The 14,573-nt window shown below is 55.6% G+C and carries 14 protein-coding genes and 1 tRNA gene; 8 read left to right on the plus strand and 7 right to left on the minus strand.

The window, feature by feature from the left end; translation table 11 throughout:
* Positions 1 to 302: 302 nt before the first annotated feature.
* From SV7mr_RS11000 to SV7mr_RS11010, 3 genes are read left to right on the plus strand one after another with little or no spacing between them, the layout of a single operon-like run.
* Positions 303 to 1,748 carry an FAD-binding oxidoreductase gene (locus SV7mr_RS11000; protein ID WP_145271923.1) on the plus strand — a complete coding sequence of 482 codons (1,446 nt, stop codon included), beginning with the start codon at positions 303 to 305 and terminating at the stop codon, positions 1,746 to 1,748.
* A complete protein-coding gene (locus SV7mr_RS11005) occupies positions 1,741 to 2,910 on the plus strand; it encodes an FAD-binding protein (protein ID WP_145271925.1) in 1,170 nt (389 codons plus the stop codon). The genes SV7mr_RS11000 and SV7mr_RS11005 overlap by 8 nt, the downstream gene beginning before the upstream one ends.
* A gap of 57 nt (positions 2,911 to 2,967) precedes the next feature.
* Complete coding sequence (locus SV7mr_RS11010) at positions 2,968 to 4,236, plus strand: (Fe-S)-binding protein (protein WP_145271928.1); 1,269 nt, start codon at positions 2,968 to 2,970, stop codon at positions 4,234 to 4,236.
* On the opposite strand, the gene SV7mr_RS11015 is transcribed toward SV7mr_RS11010, so the two are convergent.
* Positions 4,233 to 4,610, minus strand: coding sequence for a hypothetical protein (locus SV7mr_RS11015; RefSeq protein WP_145271930.1), 378 nt, complete (start codon positions 4,608 to 4,610; stop codon positions 4,233 to 4,235). The two genes, SV7mr_RS11010 and SV7mr_RS11015, sit on opposite strands and share 4 nt — an antisense overlap.
* Positions 4,611 to 5,134: 524 nt before the next feature.
* Here SV7mr_RS11015 and SV7mr_RS11020 point away from each other — a divergent pair.
* The 3 genes from SV7mr_RS11020 to SV7mr_RS11030 all read left to right on the plus strand — a co-directional run bounded on the left by SV7mr_RS11020 (position 5,135) and on the right by SV7mr_RS11030 (position 5,818).
* The gene (locus SV7mr_RS11020; RefSeq protein ID WP_145271932.1) at positions 5,135 to 5,383 is read left to right on the plus strand and encodes a hypothetical protein; all 249 of its coding nucleotides are present in this window, start codon (positions 5,135 to 5,137) and stop codon (positions 5,381 to 5,383) included.
* A gap of 48 nt (positions 5,384 to 5,431) precedes the next feature.
* Positions 5,432 to 5,626, plus strand: a complete 195-nt coding sequence (gene rpsU / locus SV7mr_RS11025) for a 30S ribosomal protein S21 (protein ID WP_094417928.1) — start codon at positions 5,432 to 5,434, stop codon at positions 5,624 to 5,626.
* A gap of 117 nt (positions 5,627 to 5,743) precedes the next feature.
* A tRNA-Val gene (locus tag SV7mr_RS11030) sits at positions 5,744 to 5,818 on the plus strand.
* Between the two features lie 763 nt (positions 5,819 to 6,581).
* Here the strand turns inward: SV7mr_RS11030 and SV7mr_RS11035 are convergent.
* Both SV7mr_RS11035 and SV7mr_RS11040 read right to left on the minus strand, forming a co-directional pair.
* A complete protein-coding gene (locus SV7mr_RS11035; RefSeq protein WP_145271935.1) occupies positions 6,582 to 7,058 on the minus strand; it encodes a YaiI/YqxD family protein in 477 nt (158 codons plus the stop codon).
* Between the two features lie 214 nt (positions 7,059 to 7,272).
* Positions 7,273 to 7,893 (minus strand): hypothetical protein, encoded by a 621-nt coding sequence (locus tag SV7mr_RS11040; RefSeq protein ID WP_145271937.1) that lies wholly within the window; start codon positions 7,891 to 7,893, stop codon positions 7,273 to 7,275.
* Positions 7,894 to 8,092: 199 nt separating this feature from the next.
* Between SV7mr_RS11040 and SV7mr_RS25290 the strand changes: the two genes are divergently transcribed.
* The gene (locus SV7mr_RS25290; RefSeq protein WP_419188392.1) at positions 8,093 to 8,314 is read left to right on the plus strand and encodes a hypothetical protein; all 222 of its coding nucleotides are present in this window, start codon (positions 8,093 to 8,095) and stop codon (positions 8,312 to 8,314) included.
* A 6-nt stretch (positions 8,315 to 8,320) separates the two neighbouring features.
* Here the strand turns inward: SV7mr_RS25290 and SV7mr_RS11045 are convergent, their stop codons facing one another.
* Positions 8,321 to 8,923: a Yip1 family protein gene (locus SV7mr_RS11045; protein WP_419188393.1), complete on the minus strand. Its 603-nt coding sequence runs from the start codon at positions 8,921 to 8,923 to the stop codon at positions 8,321 to 8,323.
* 283 nt (positions 8,924 to 9,206) lie between these two features.
* Here SV7mr_RS11045 and SV7mr_RS11050 point away from each other — a divergent pair, with 283 nt between their 5' ends.
* Positions 9,207 to 9,449, plus strand: a complete 243-nt coding sequence (locus SV7mr_RS11050) for a hypothetical protein (RefSeq protein ID WP_145271941.1) — start codon at positions 9,207 to 9,209, stop codon at positions 9,447 to 9,449.
* A gap of 837 nt (positions 9,450 to 10,286) precedes the next feature.
* On the opposite strand, the gene SV7mr_RS11055 is transcribed toward SV7mr_RS11050, so the two are convergent.
* The 3 genes from SV7mr_RS11055 to SV7mr_RS11065 form a co-directional block, all read right to left on the minus strand.
* Positions 10,287 to 11,543 (minus strand): aminotransferase class V-fold PLP-dependent enzyme, encoded by a 1,257-nt coding sequence (locus SV7mr_RS11055; protein ID WP_419188394.1) that lies wholly within the window; start codon positions 11,541 to 11,543, stop codon positions 10,287 to 10,289.
* 288 nt (positions 11,544 to 11,831) lie between these two features.
* Positions 11,832 to 12,677, minus strand: a complete 846-nt coding sequence (locus SV7mr_RS11060; protein WP_145271943.1) for an SDR family oxidoreductase — start codon at positions 12,675 to 12,677, stop codon at positions 11,832 to 11,834.
* A 531-nt stretch (positions 12,678 to 13,208) separates the two neighbouring features.
* Positions 13,209 to 14,186: a cupin-like domain-containing protein gene (locus SV7mr_RS11065; RefSeq protein WP_145271945.1), complete on the minus strand. Its 978-nt coding sequence runs from the start codon at positions 14,184 to 14,186 to the stop codon at positions 13,209 to 13,211.
* Positions 14,187 to 14,573 lie beyond the last annotated feature (387 nt).

Genomic DNA, 14,573 nt, shown 5'->3' on the forward strand with positions numbered 1-14,573 from the left:
CTGGTTTTCGGGAACGGTTACAATGTTGGTGATGGTTCGTTGGTCATGGATTCGATCGATTTCTCTCCCTTACTGTCCCTCCCGAGAACACCAGTCCTATGGGCACGGAACTCTCATTTCAACTATTGAAGCTTGGCACACTTGTTGTCGCCCCGTTGGCGCTTTGGTTTATCAAGTGGTGCTTCTTTGACGATTGAACTTCCTTGGCGAGCGCTGTTCCGTCTCGTCCGCCGCAACACCTGTCTCCTTTCGCAGCCGATTTCAGAAATGAATCCGCTGCGGCCTCACTTTTCCAAAAACTTATGTCCCAATCGCGATTTGAATCGCTTCGCGACCTACTGCCAGCGGATCTGTTTCAAGATGATGATGCAACGTTGGCAGCATTTGAATCCGACGGTTTGACTGCGTTCCGTTGTCGCCCACAGGGCGTTGTCTTGCCTCGCACCAACGAGGAAGTGATACGCACTGTTCAGTGGTGCCATGAAAACTCGGTGCCCTTTGTCGCTCGCGGTAGTGGGACAAGCCTTTCGGGCGGTTCGATGCCAGTTTCCGACGGGATCGTGATTTCGCTCAATCGGTTGCAGAAGATCCTTTCGCTTGACCCAGACAATCGCATTGCCGTGGTTCAGCCAGGCGTGGTGAATTTACAAGTTTCCGCCGCCGCAGCGCCACATGGACTGTATTACGCGCCGGATCCATCGAGTCAGAAGATTTGCACCATCGGCGGCAACGTGGCGTTCAATTCTGGTGGGGCGCATTGCTTAAAGTACGGCATGACCAGCAATCACGTGGTGGGCATTCAAGCGATCACTGCAACCGGAAAACTGGTGGAGTTCGGCGGACAATCCGTTGAATCCATTGGCCCCGATTGGACCGGCTTGTTCTGTGGTAGCGAAGGACTGTTTGGGATCGCGTTGGAGATCACCTTGCGTTTGCTGCCTAAACCAGAACAGTTTCATACCGTGCTCGTCGGCTATCATTCGCTGCGTGACGCAGGCGATGCGGTGTCTGCTGTGATTGAATCTGGTTTGTTGCCTGGTGCGATGGAGATCATGGAGTCGCTTGCGATCGAAGCTGCAGAAGCGGCCACCGCCTGTGGCTATCCTAAAGACGCCGAGGCCGTCTTGATTGTTGAACTTGAAGGGCCGCGCGAAAAGCTGGCGGCGGAGCAGGCACAACTGGAATCGGTCATCGCGGGAACCAATGCATTTGAGACCGTTGTTGCCGAGAACGCAGAACAGCGTGACAAGATTTGGGCGGGGCGGAAAAGTGCCTTCTCCGCGGCCGGCTTGCTAAGCCCCGACTTCCTGGTTCAAGATGGAGTGGTGCCGCGCAAGCGACTGGGCGAAGCCTTGGAGCGGATTCAAGTGATTTCCAGTGCGTCAGGACTGCGTGTTGCCAATGTCTTTCACGCAGGTGATGGCAACTTGCATCCCCTGATCTTATTCGATGATTCGGTCCCCGGTGAACTGGAACGAGCCGAAGCCTGTGCTGGCGAAATTCTGCGATTGTGCATTGAAATGGGAGGTTCTATCACGGGTGAACATGGTGTCGGCGTTGAAAAACGTGACTTCATGCCCGAGATGTACGACCAGCCGACGATGGACTTGATGCATCGGCTTCGCCACGCCTTCGATCCTCAACAGATCGCCAACCCCGGTAAAATGTTTCCCGGCACTGAAGCCCCAGCGCTGACCGCCCACGGTTTGCATCCCTTAGAAAAAGCGGGGGTGATCAGTCGTGAGTAACGATCAAAAGTTTCCTTCAGCAGACGCTGGCGACGTCCAGGTGGCGTCTTCGGTGACTGATTTGCAGCAACGAGTCCGCGACGGTCAAAAGTTGCTTCCCGTTGGCCGCCAGACCAAGGCACCGCTCGCCGCGTTCGCGGTCGACTATCAAGCGATCAGTTTGAACACGCTGTCGGGCATCCAGGAATATGAGCCATCGGAATACACGTTCACCGCGTTGGCCGGTACTCCGTTGTCAGAAATCGTCGCTGCCTTGGCGAGTCAGCGTCAGTACCTTCCCTTTGACCCCGTTTTGATTGACCAGGGTGCAACCTTGGGCGGAACGGTCGGATCGGGGATCAACGGTCCGGGCCGCCAACGCTACGGCGGACTACGCGATTTTATCCTGGGCGCGGAAATCGTGACCGGTGACGGGCATCTCGTCAGCACCGGTGGCAAAGTGGTGAAGAATGCGGCTGGCTTCGACGTTCCCAAATTGATGGTCGGCAGTTGTGGACGGCTGGGGATTTTGACCTCGCTGACTTTCAAAGTGTTTCCCGCGCCGCCCTTTCAACTCTCCGGTGGTGTGGTGTGTCAGAACGTTCAAGATGCCTGTCAGGTGATCGCCCAGTTGGCCGCTGGACGGTGGGAATTGGATGCGATTGACTTCGATCCCCAGGCCATGACGGTCTATTTCAGGTTGGCGGGACCAGAGGCAGCCTGCCTGCAGTTGGCTGCAAATCTCCAGCAGCATCTCGGCCGCGAGGTGGTTATGTTACCGGAACTGGATCACTGGTCGCAGATTGCCCAGTTGCGGTGCTTCTCCTCCAGTCATTCGCTGGTGGCCAGACTTCCTGCCGATCTGTCCTTGATCAAGCATCTGCATCAATTTGCTCATCAGCATGCCGATGAATTTGCTTACCGCGTGAGTGTCGCCGGGGCACTGGCGTGGCTGAGTTTTAGCCACGGTGTGTTGGCGGAGTTCCAGGCGTTTCTATCGCAGCATCAGGCGGCGGCATTAGTGATTCGTCAGGAAGGCGGAGATCGGGTGACGCAGCCGCTACTTGGAGCCCGCCAGGTTTCCACGAGCCAGCAATCTGTTCAGCAGGCTATCAAGCTGGCCATGGACCCCACGCAGGCCTTTCCTCCGTTGCTTGATTTCGTGCCTGTTGCAGCTCAGTGATTGTGGCTGCGTTAAGCTTCATCTCGTTGATTTTCCCTGACCTTCTTTGCCGACACCATGCGCCACGAAATTGAACCTACCGAACACGGGCCGTTGGGCGAGGCAATGGCAGCAGCAGTCAGCAAATGTGTGCACTGTGGATTTTGTCTGCCCGCCTGTCCAACCTACCAAGAACTGGGACAGGAGACTGATTCGCCACGGGGACGAATCATGTTGATGAAAGAAGTGCTTGAAGGCCAATTGCCTGTTGCTCAGGCGGCGCCGCATTTGGATGCTTGTTTAGGATGCGTGGCCTGCCAGCCAGCTTGTCCCTCGGAAGTCCCGTACGGCGACCTGTTGAGTTCCTATCGAGCGACCAAAGGCGCTCAGCAGCCACGTCGTTTGGGGAGCCGAGTGAAGCGATTTCTGTCCGCTGCCACCCTGCCCTTCCCCGGTCGGTTCCGAATCGCCGCTTGGTCAGGGCGTTTGGTCAAGCCGTTGGCAAGCGTCATGCCGTCATCGCTGGCCGTGATGCTGCAGTTGCTGCCTGATCGCTTGCCGGCGAAGGTCAAGCTAAAGTCGCGTTATCCAGCGATCGGCAAACAGCGTGGCAAAGTCGCTCTGCTAACCGGTTGTGCACAGTCTGTGTTGGCTCCAGACATCAACGTCGCAACCATCGATGTTCTGACTCGGAACGGTGTCGAGGTCGTGATTCCCAGTGGGCAAGGCTGTTGTGGTGCCTTGTCATGGCATGTTGGGGACCATGCGGCGGCGAAGAAGTTTGCTCAGGCGAATCTTCAGGCGTTTCCCAGTGACGTCGATGCGATTGTCACCAACGCCGCCGGTTGTGGCAGCGGAATGCACGAGTATCCGCTTATCCTAAAGGGGACGGGAAGCGAGTCCACCGCCGTTCAGTTTGCCGACCGAGTTTGCGATGTGACGGTGTATCTGGATCAGCTTGGTGAACTGACGGGGTTTCCCGATTCGTCGCGCTCTCGGGCAAGCGTCAAGGTCGCCTATCATGACGCCTGTCACTTGTCCAATGCTCAGCGTGTGAACCAACCACCAAGATCCCTGTTGGCCCAAGTTCCTGGAGTTCAGCTTGCTGAGATCATCGGGGGGCAGTTCTGTTGTGGATCGGCGGGCACCTACAACATTGATCAGCCAAAGATCGCGGGTTCACTGGGGCGTCAAAAGGCTGAGCAAGTCATCCGGACCGACGCCCAGGTCGTCGCCATGGGCAACATCGGTTGCATGACGCAAATCGAACAACACCTCAACAAAGCCGGTTCGGCGATCAAGGTTCAGCACACCATGCAAGTGATCCGAGACGCCTATCTCGATTAGGCCCAGTCGTCCGCAGAGTCATCGTCCGCAAAGTCTTCCTCCAGCGGAGAGACTTCGTCTTGCAAGCTTTCCACCGTCGAAGCGAGCTCAGCGATCGCTCGATCTTCTGGGTCGCTCGGATCAAGTTCACTAGAGGCTCGATCGCTGGAGGCAAAGGCTGAAAACGCATGGTTTGGATCGAGACTCAATTCGCTATCGCTATCGCTTTCGTCATCAGTCGGCGGAGCCAGAGCATCCAGAACGCTTTGCAGCTTGCCATCCAGATCGTCTAAAAGATTCAGCACGTCGTCCTGCCGCCGTTCCAGATCATCCAGCAACCCGCCGGGTTCTGGGGCTCGCTTGGGCAGTGATTGACTTGAGCTGGACTGTGCCATCAGGGAAAGTCTCGAAGGAACGCAATGAGAAGACTGAAAGAGAACCATTCAGTTGCCACATAGTTGGCAATCGGCCCATGGGCGGCAAAAGATTCGTCCGCACGTAAACCGTCCGGTCAGGGAGGATGCGTAAAACGGGTGGACGGCGCAAACGGTGCGTTGGCTTTTGGCGAGCTTTCCCTGGCACTGGCTTCTGTGAGCATCGGGTCGGTGTCGGTGACGCCAAGAACCGCCATTATTCCTGGGGGCGAGGGCAGTTGAGGTCACGGAAATAGGCTGTTCTCACCGGAACGTTTGCGAAAAAATTGGATTCTGGGCAGGCCGTCACGCGTGAGATGGCGGCCCTTGGCGTTAAAAACACAGTGAACCAAGAAAAGTTGGCACGAATCGTGCTGATGGCCGTTGCCAGGAAGAGCGATTGATCGTTAAACTTCCGCTCCTTCTAACCCGGCGAAATGGCGTGGATCGCGCGTCTGTACCGTGTTTCAGGCACGACCGCGTGAAACTGAGGTGTTGGTTAGGAAATGGCTTCGGGTCAGTCGGACGGTGAAAGTACACCAGAGACGAGTGATCTGATTTGCCCGGTTGCAAACCTGTCGATGATCTGCGTTGAAATGGCAGACGATGGGAATCGTGAGTTGGACGCTGGTTACGACCTCACCGCGTTTGATTCGCAGGACCAGCTGCAACCAGGCAGCGCCTGTATCGGAGGACAGTGTCTGTCCAACGGTGCCGCAGGTGTGATGCCACAGGGAGGTGAGAATCACCCGTGAAACGATTACAAGTAAACCGAGGTTCCAAAAAATGAAGACGGAGAAGCAATGGTTAAGTTAATGGTCCGCGATAGCGAAACGATTCAAGAGGCAGTCCGCCGATTCCGCAAGCTGGTTGAGCGCAGCGGGATCAAAAAGGAGATGCGTCGTCGCGAACATTACCAGAAGCCCAGCGAAATTCGTCGCCGCCAAAAGATCCAAGCGGAGCGTCGCAACAAACGCGCTCGTATGCTGGGACGCTAGAAAAGCGGGACAGAGCATCTGCTTAACCGATGAGAAAGCAAGGTGCCAAGAAAGTTAAACATCGGCAACAGACAAGCCGATAGAAACAGCGATCTGTCAGATCAAAAAAATCTCATCGGGCGTTTAGCTCAGTTGGTTTAGAGCACTTCGTTTACACCGAAGGGGTCGGGGGTTCGAGTCCCTCAACGCCCATACCGAAGAAGCCGAGGTCAAATCGACCTCGGCTTTTTGCGTTTCCACCCGTTGGCAGGGCATTTGTCCGCAGAACGTCCGCAAGTGATGCGGTCATGGATTGTGTTGACCGGTGATGTATCACGTTCGCTCCGGTTGATTGCAGTGGCATGCGTTCGGCTTGTCGTGCCTTGCTAACGTGACAATCCATCTGCCGTGAAGCTCTCTTTAGAAGTCTTCGCCAGTCTTCTCTCTGGCGATTGGCGTCGCTTGCCCACCGTGGCGTCGGAGTCGTGGGCGCGGAATGAAGGCGATCGGTGAGTGCTTCAATTCGCCTGTGCCGATTGTTTGATGGGGCATCCTCCCGTGCAGGTCCAAGGCGTAGCAGTCTACGGGGTTCCCGGTCGTGTTGAAGGCGAGAAATCGCTGCCAGAACGCTCTCAAAGATTCGCAGCCATTCGGCCAACCGGCGAAAACAGCCGCAAATCAATACAGTCACCGTTCGGCCCGTAACTGGTGCGTTTCGCGACCCTGGGTTGTGAGTGTAGAGCACCGACGGCGTTCGGCACCTGATCGGCGAGTCCCTGTAAGCTCAACCGAGTCATCACGAGTGAGTTTTTTAGAGTTGTAACAACAGTTGGGGCATCCCCCAGCCCAGCGTTGTCAGTTTAGTTGGAGAGAAACAAGGGAGCGTTCTTCTGCGTTTGGACACGGTCTGGCCGTCCACGGTGACGGTTCCTTGGCAAGGGCGGTTCGCTGGAATGGCATTAGTGAATGAGTGGCGTCACGATTTGCGCAGCATGGTGAGCACTCGGTCGAGTTGATTGGCAAAGGTTTGAACGTCTCTCTGGGAGAGCGGTTTGGGGCCGGCGGTGTCAATGCCTGCAGCTCGGAACTGTTCCATCAGGTTTCGAGCCGCCAATCGTTCATGCACGCTTTTGTCATCATAGAGCTCGCCGCGTGGGTGGATGGCAAGGCCGTCCTTGTCAACGACGCGTGCGGCCAAAGGGATGTCGCCTGTGATGACAAGGTCGCCCGCCTGCATCTGTTCGACGATTCTGTCGTCCGCGACATCGGCGCCGTCGCGAACGGTGATGCGCCGAATGAATTGTGATTTGGGAATTGGAATCGACTGGTTGGCGACCAGCGTCGTTTGTAGTTGCAGTCTTTCGGCAACGCGAAACAGGATTTCTTTGATCGCCGTAGGGCAGGCATCTGCGTCGACCCAGATGTTGAATGAGCTGGAGGGTTGGGTGGTCACAGGGGCATTCTTTCAATGGGGATCGATGGACGGCCAAGTCTAACGGATTGACTCGCGATTCGGCTCCGTCTGACGTGGGAATCGTTTGTCGCCGCCGGTCGGCGAGCGGTTTTGGCGCTAACCAACCGTCTGTCCGCAACGTCCTTTTTAGTTCAACCGACAGCTAGAACGCTGTGTGGCTAGAACGCAGGTTGCAACACCGGTAAGCGGGCGACTAAAAGGCGAGCTTGTTCCACTGGTGATTGACCGACCATTCCTTTTTGCCGAAGGCATAGGACTTGAATAGCGCGATGACTGTCTGTGCGTCCACTGGGGCGGGCAGCGTGTAGTGCGATGCGAGCGATACAAGCTGATATTCCACAAAGTAGCCCGAGGGGTCAGCTAAGGTTTGCATGTAGCTACCATTGCCAAGGTCCAGGATCGCAAACGGATCGGAGTCGGCCTGTTGAAGCCGAGGCACGTACTCCTCGATCAGCTCCTCTGAGACTGCCTTTCTGATTCCGAATGCAGGGCACTCGAAGGTGATTTCCGAATATTCTGAACCGATGTCAAACAAAATGTAGCAATCGGTTTCATCGCTTTCCGGCGGAAACACCAGGATGAGATAACAATTGATCCAGTCGGCGGTCACGTGAACGAGGCGAATGCCAGAGTTGACGCAGCGAGCGACCGATTCGACGGTTCTTGGCAGATCGCCCCATGCAGCGAGATGCAGTGTTGGCCACAGCGATTCGGCGGCCGCCAGCGCTGCTTCGGTGAGCCTTTCATCAGCATCTGCTGTTTCGGCACCGCCGTCGAGCATCGCGAGATACTCTTGAATCTGTAAGAGTCGCATGTTTGTGTGAGCGGAAGCGTGTAAAAAGGAACTGGCAGGAATTGATCTCAAGCGACTTCATGGCGGCGAAGTCCGAGGACACCGACCATGATGCGAACTCCGCGTCGGAGGCCCGTCATCCAGTTGGCTAGGAGAGCCAGCAGTTTAGCCGCGCAAGCCATGAAAGTCATGTAGCCATTGCTTGCTGGCGTGTCGAATCATGAGTCGCATGCTGCCAGCGTTACTGGCATGTGCCGCATTGGGCTTGATCGCTACAGCCTTGGCTTTGGAACAAGACCCGTTGTCTGGTCGCGCGTCTCACAGCACGCCGTGTGAGCCACTGCGTGACGACACAGAACGAGCGGACTCTCGCAGGGTGAGAGGCGACGATGCGGCCGTCACATTGAGATTGCTCAAGTGTGACGGGACCGTTGGTGGCTAAGCAGGCTTACGTTGCAGCGACTAAACCCATTAACAGGACTGCAATTCCAATCACTGGGATAGCCACCAGTAGGCCAGCAGCCAGTAGGTTCAGAAAGCCCCGCCAGGCGGAGCGGAACCCTTGAACTTCTGCGATGGCGTTGCAGAGTAGGATGAATGCCCAGATGGCGAGGATGACTTCGGCGATGCCCATCACAAGCAATGGGAGCGCCAGAATTGGATTGGCCGCCACACGTGGCATCTCCGTCGTGAACATGTCCGGACCCAGCAGCACGATCTGTGGGATCCAAAATAGCATCCCAAAGAATGTTGGTACCGAGGCCCAGGCCATGGCGGTTTTAATGTGGACCCGATCACCGATCCCTCCCATCCAGACACCCGTGATGCGGATTAGATGTGAGCCGATCCACAGGCCGAACAACGCCCCTAGCGGTCCAAAGATGACAGCCGAGCCAAGGATTGCCGTCATTGGTAGGTCGTCGCCGGCGTTTTGTGTGGAGAAACGATCCAGCGCCCCCCCAATTCCACCCAGGCAGATCAGTAGTAGCACGTGAAGTTCAGGGTTCACCGAGATGATGTGACGAACCGTGCGGCGTGGCGAGAGCCACATGGTTACAAACGGTCGAAGCTCTTCATTGGAAATGTCGTCCGTCGGTTGCGATTCCCATGCCGTTGATTGCGTGACGGGTGCCGCGTAAGGATTGTTCTGATCAACAAAGTCATTGTCACGCTGCATTTTGTATCCTTCGTGCGAGTTGCCAGTGTCCGTTGGGGGGCAAAGTGTTAGTGTAACAGATCTTGGCAAGTTCAACTCCGCTGCGTGTTGTTCTGACTCGACTTGCAGAAAATCCAAGTCCGTCACCGTTCCAAGCTCGACTCCTTAGTTTGAATCAATGTTCGCCGACGGCGTTGCGGACCTCGTTGTCATGGAGGCTTGCGGATCCTCGGAGTGGATCAACGACCTGGCGATCAAGCATGGATTGAAAGCCATCGTCTATTCGATAAACGAAGAGAAGTGGTACACCGGATGCCACCGGATCAACTCCATTGAGCACCGAACGAAGTTGACACTGAACTTTCACTTTAGGACCAATCGCAATGTCGGATTGGCAGAAGGATCAGACACGTCACCCTGAAAAATGTGCCACACCAACGGAAGGTAGCTAGGTGCTCCATCGAAGCGTCCGGGCAAGCGACAACCAACATGCCGAGCCGATCATCCAAAGATCGTGAATCATGCATGGATCACTGAGACAACGCAGTCCGAAAGCCGCGGATCTAACAGCAGTTCAAGTGCGTCGACATTTCGAAGAGTCGATTAGGCAACATCCATGCTTGTTCCATCGCAGTCAGCAGATCGCAGAATCACTCCCTCGAAGCTCACCAACAATGGCACCGAACAAGACCAATGGATCATGTAGCCAATAAAGCATCAAAAACAACGGCAACCGCCACTTGCAAAACAAAGACTTCATTGTCGTCGGCATTCACCGAGGCACTGCGACGCGCGACGGACGGTCAAGTCCACAGCCTCGAGCGAGAATGGAGGCATTCGTAGGAAATGGAGAACGCTAATCAGCACTAAATCCATTAGTGTTGATTCGTGCTGATGAGTGTTCCGGATTCGGGACCTCGGACGTTGTGTTGTTTGTTCGACGAACGCTACCCGACACAGAGGACGGACGATTGGTTTTCCAGCTCAATCATCGCGCACGCCGTGCTTCGGTGCAAGCAATGGTTACGCCTTGTGTTGCGTCGACTAGGTATCAGGGCCAACACTCGTAGCGGAAAAGAATACCTTGCAAGAACCGATGAGACGCACCATGACATTCTCTTGGTCTTGAATCGAGTCTCTGTCGAAAATGGAGATCGCACTGTTGATCGCGACGCCAAACAAAGGTGCAATCAAGGAAGGCAAGAACCGCGAAGTGACCGCAATCAGTGTGCGTTGAACCGAGATCGATTCGTGCCGTCTAAACCGTACCGATCCGGATCCGCTGAAGCGCTTCAAGGAACGCAGCAATCTCCGTGCGTGTGTTATAGGCTTGCAACGAAACACGAACGAACCAGCGACCGTTCCATTCAATGACAGGGACTTCGATGCCGTGACCCAGTAATCTGGACTTTAAGGTTTGAGGATCGAAGTGTGCAGGGTCAATGCTGAGCAAGGCCATCTGCTGAAACATTTCATTCGGGTGCACTCTGCCAACACCCGGGATGGTTTCCGCTTGATCAATTAACTCCACTGCAAGCTGGTGGCAGCGTGTGCGAACGGATTTCCAGTCATTGTCTTTTTGAAATTGGATCGCCGCGGGCACAGTCAAGTACGCAGAAGGGTCGTGGGTGCCAAGCCACTGGTGGTAATCTAGAAAGTCCGAGCCACTTTCAAATTGTCGATTCGCCTCGCCCCAGCCCCAACCAACAATCAGTGGTTCGATCAGCGACTGGACGGCGGATTGGGCGTGTAAGAACGCGGATCCTTTGGGGGCGCCTAACCACTTGTGGCATGTTCCCATGTAGAAATCGGCATCGATTGCCTGCAGATCAACCGATCGTTGTCCCGGTGCGTGTGCCCCATCGATGACCGTTAAAATGCCCCTCTGTCGGGCGCGGCGGCAGATTTCGGCCACCGGAAACGTCAGTGCCGTCGGGGAAGAAATGTGGCTGAGGAAAATCACCTTCGTCCGCTCGCTGACCGCGTCCCAAAAGTCATCGGCAATCTGTTGTTCCTGTTGCACTGGCAGATCAATCGGTTGTTGGACAATTTGGAAACCTCTCCGCTGGGCCATGAACTGCCAGGCGTTGAGGCAAGAGCCGTACTCGTGGTTAGACGTCAGCACTTCGTCGCCGGGTTCCAATTGAAGCGACCGAGCGATCTCATTGGTGGCGAAGGTTGGGTTGGGAACGAACACCAAATCTTGGGGCCTGCCGCCGAGGAATTGCGCCAGTTGAGCGCGAGCATCATTCAGCAAGTCAGGCAGCTCACGTTGCAAAAAGCGTACGGGTTGAGACTCAAGCTGTCGTTGGAGTTTCTGATACTGATCATGAACCACGCGTGGGCAAGCGCCAAAGGAACCGTGGTTCAGGAAGATCACGTCCGGTTCCAGCAAAAAGTCAGCGGCACTGACCGTTGGTTTCATCTCTTCGTTCAATGCATCATTCTCGTGGAGTGTTGTGGATTGCAGTTCCAGGTTGTCGCGATCGATGGATGAGCACTGACGCCTGGCCATCAGGTCAGCACTGACAGTGTGCCAGGTACAGTGCCAAGCCGCGCTCAACCGTCTGACGCTGTTCGCTGCCGATGTCGTCACAGGGGCAGGAGTGAGTCTGGGAGGGTGGGCCAGAAGCGTTTGCGGTGCAATGGGCGACAAGCTGACCAAAATCGGCGGCCTGTTTGCTCTTTAGATCGATTGAAGACGTTGCGATGAGGCGTGATTGGCTGGCCGCAGCGTGATCAGGGTGCGTTCGCATGATACCGGACGCGCTGCATCGAATCAGCTGTATCGTCCATGCAGAGTTCACCTGAGCGACTGAAAGTAACTCGTCCAGCTCTGGTGTTCCCTGCCAACCACTTGCTTGAAATGGCTGGGTTGATTCAATGCACCTTGCTGGATTCCTTGATAGATTCCGGCAATGATGCCCCCGATGAACTCACCCAGTTCGGCAACGCGATCGCGACGATAGTCCTCGAAAGTCATTTCACGGTAGGTCAATTCGGTGCCAAAGGTTTGATTGAGGTAGCTGGCGAGTTCGGATTGGCTGATCGCTTGGCCATGCAAGTTGTACGTCTGGCCATTGTGTTTGGAATTCATCAGTAGTTCCGCATAGGCAGTCGCCAGTTCGCGGCGAGTGGTATAGCCGCACTTGCCGTCGCCAGCACAGTTATCAATCCCGCCCCGTTGCTTATAGTTTTCCAAGTAATCAACATCTGGTTCGATGTAGATGCCGTTGCGGCCAATCGACCATTCTAAGCCACTGGCTTTGATGTCTTCTTCGGTCTGACGATTGCTTTGCACAACGGGAGAGAAGCCGGTCCCGGATTCTGCACCTTGGATGCTGGTGTAGACCAGTTGCTTGATGCCCGCTTCTTTGGCTGCGTTGATCACATTGCGATGTTGCCCGATGCGTTTCTCGGGAGCATCCATGCCGGAGACGATCAGCAACCGATCGACGCCCGACAATGAGTCTCGCAGAACTGCCGCGTCGTTGTAGTCTCCAGGGCGGACATCAACGCCGGGAATTTTGACCTTGCGAGGTGTCCTAGCCAGGGCGATCACATGGCGGGCATCCACGGCTTCGGTCAACGCCTGGACAATGGCAGCGCCTAATTGCCCGCTGGCTGCAGTGACGGCATAAGTTGTCATGGTGAAGTCGCTCTTCAACGAGTGAATGGGTTGTGCCGAGTCCGCAGAGTTCCAGAAAGGGGACGATGCCTCGGCCTGCACTGGTTCGCCACGGAGCTGAGTTCAGCGTGGGATCCTTGGATCGTCTCCAACCAGCCGTTGACGCTTGCCTGCTGACGGACCTTGGCAAAGAATGACGGTCGCCGGAGTTGCGTGTCGCAGGGAATTGTCTAAAGTCCATGCATCCGCGATCGCACCGCTTGCAAGCGGGCGATTGCATTCGGTCAGACAGGGTGCTCCATCAGTCAGGGCGATCCATCAGTCAGGTCGTTACCGACGGCTGCAAAGCTGAGACGACTTGGTCAGACCGAATTCCACTATACCGGATTCTCTGAAGGGAGAAAGGTGTTGCGGAAGAAAGCCGGTTGCGAAGAGAAGTTTGTGGGCGGCGCTGCGGGGGCTTGTGCGTCCACTTGATAGCGCGGCGGTGTGGCTGGGACGCCGCGAAGGGGCGATTGCCGCTGGGGCGGCGTTGGCTTAGACGGCGTTGGCTTAGACGGTCGTTTCATGCGGCGCGACGATGTCGATGTCCTCGTCGATAAGCCGAACCCCATGTTCGGCCTCTGGGTCGACCAGGAATGTTTTGGGGTACACGAACTGTTGCTTGGTTTTGCCAGCAAACTTACCCGCGTAGCGTACGCCTCGCGCGAGGATTTGTTTGGCGTGGGCAACGACACCATCCGGGTTGCTGCTGCGGCTTGGCCAGCCAACGGTACCGTTTAGAAACTCATTTGCCGTGTGCACATTGATTTGCCGTCTGGCACGCGGGTTTTTGTGTTCGGTCGACAGTGAGACGTTCAGTCCCTCTAGGTTCGTCACTCGGTGCGGCGTCAATTGCGGCCACGTGATGACTTGACCAGGCTGTGCATCGTAGACCAAGGCGTATTTGTCAAAACTGGTTTCATAGGGGACGTCCTCGGACCATTTTCCTGAGCAGACTTTTTGCATCACTTCGTCGGGAGCGAAGCGTTGGTCGTGCGGTGGGTAGACCCAAACGCGTTTGCTGCCACGGATGTGCCACAGCATGTTGACCGGCATGTCGACGTGATAGGGAACCCACGCAGAAGGCGATGAAATCAGCAGGTTCGCGGTCTGATCTTCGGCAATGAAGTTGGGATTTCCGCGTTTGAGTTCGTCGAAGATCTGATTGATCGCCGCAGCATGCTTGGGATGGTGCTGGAGAACGCGTCGGCAATTGATCCACAACTGTCCAGTGCGAACAAGATCGAGCAACGTTGCCGCGTCGACTTCGTTGCGATCGCCTTCACGCCAGTCAAAGACCTCTGGGTTCACACCCATGGTGTTGATGCTGAAGTCCTCTCCAGGATGAGCATCAATTAGGTCGATTAAGGCGTCGTCGGTAAACAGATCGGTCTCGTGCAAGCGATGGTTGGCCACCACAACCGCTCGTTCGAGCATCGAGAAATCGGAAACTGACCAATCGGCAAGCAGAGCATCGGGGACAGTCATGAGAGCGAAGACGCAAAAGAATGGAATAGGCAGGGGCAGGCATCACGCAGGGCGAGATGATTGAAACATTGGCCATGAATGCCAATCGCACCAAGGAAACCTGGGGAATCCATCCAAAAACGAATAGATTCCGTGGTTTTTCAGTGGTTCAACCGGCTCAGCGAGCACTGGTAGAAAGAGGCCCGCCCACGAATTGCTCCCGGCCATAACGCCCAGTTGCGAGAGCAGGAAAGCTGGCGGCCTGCAGGTTGGCACCAAGCCTTGATGCAGATACGTCACAAGCGCAGGGTTGCTGATTTGGCAAAGTCTGCCACGTTGCTGGGCTGCAGAAAACCGCAATCGTTGGGCCATGGCTTTGGTTTTTGTTGCACTGCAACTGTGAAACCA

Source organism: Stieleria bergensis, from assembly GCA_007745635.1.
In the GTDB taxonomy this organism is placed as follows: Bacteria; Planctomycetota; Planctomycetia; order Pirellulales; family Pirellulaceae; genus Stieleria; species Stieleria bergensis.

Coding starts and splice junctions, on each gene's coding strand:
- SV7mr_RS11055 (WP_419188394.1), bottom strand. CDS start 11,543: ATGGCCAGGCGTCAGTGCTCATCCATCGATCGCGACAACCTGGAACTG.
- SV7mr_RS11045 (WP_419188393.1), bottom strand. CDS start 8,923: ATGTGGCTCTCGCCACGCCGCACGGTTCGTCACATCATCTCGGTGAAC.
- rpsU (WP_094417928.1), top strand. CDS start 5,432: ATGGTTAAGTTAATGGTCCGCGATAGCGAAACGATTCAAGAGGCAGTC.
- SV7mr_RS11000 (WP_145271923.1), top strand. CDS start 303: ATGTCCCAATCGCGATTTGAATCGCTTCGCGACCTACTGCCAGCGGAT.
- SV7mr_RS11015 (WP_145271930.1), bottom strand. CDS start 4,610: ATGGCACAGTCCAGCTCAAGTCAATCACTGCCCAAGCGAGCCCCAGAA.
- SV7mr_RS11040 (WP_145271937.1), bottom strand. CDS start 7,893: ATGCGACTCTTACAGATTCAAGAGTATCTCGCGATGCTCGACGGCGGT.
- SV7mr_RS25290 (WP_419188392.1), top strand. CDS start 8,093: ATGAGTCGCATGCTGCCAGCGTTACTGGCATGTGCCGCATTGGGCTTG.
- SV7mr_RS11020 (WP_145271932.1), top strand. CDS start 5,135: ATGGCTTCGGGTCAGTCGGACGGTGAAAGTACACCAGAGACGAGTGAT.
- SV7mr_RS11060 (WP_145271943.1), bottom strand. CDS start 12,677: ATGACAACTTATGCCGTCACTGCAGCCAGCGGGCAATTAGGCGCTGCC.
- SV7mr_RS11010 (WP_145271928.1), top strand. CDS start 2,968: ATGCGCCACGAAATTGAACCTACCGAACACGGGCCGTTGGGCGAGGCA.
- SV7mr_RS11065 (WP_145271945.1), bottom strand. CDS start 14,186: ATGACTGTCCCCGATGCTCTGCTTGCCGATTGGTCAGTTTCCGATTTC.
- SV7mr_RS11050 (WP_145271941.1), top strand. CDS start 9,207: ATGTTCGCCGACGGCGTTGCGGACCTCGTTGTCATGGAGGCTTGCGGA.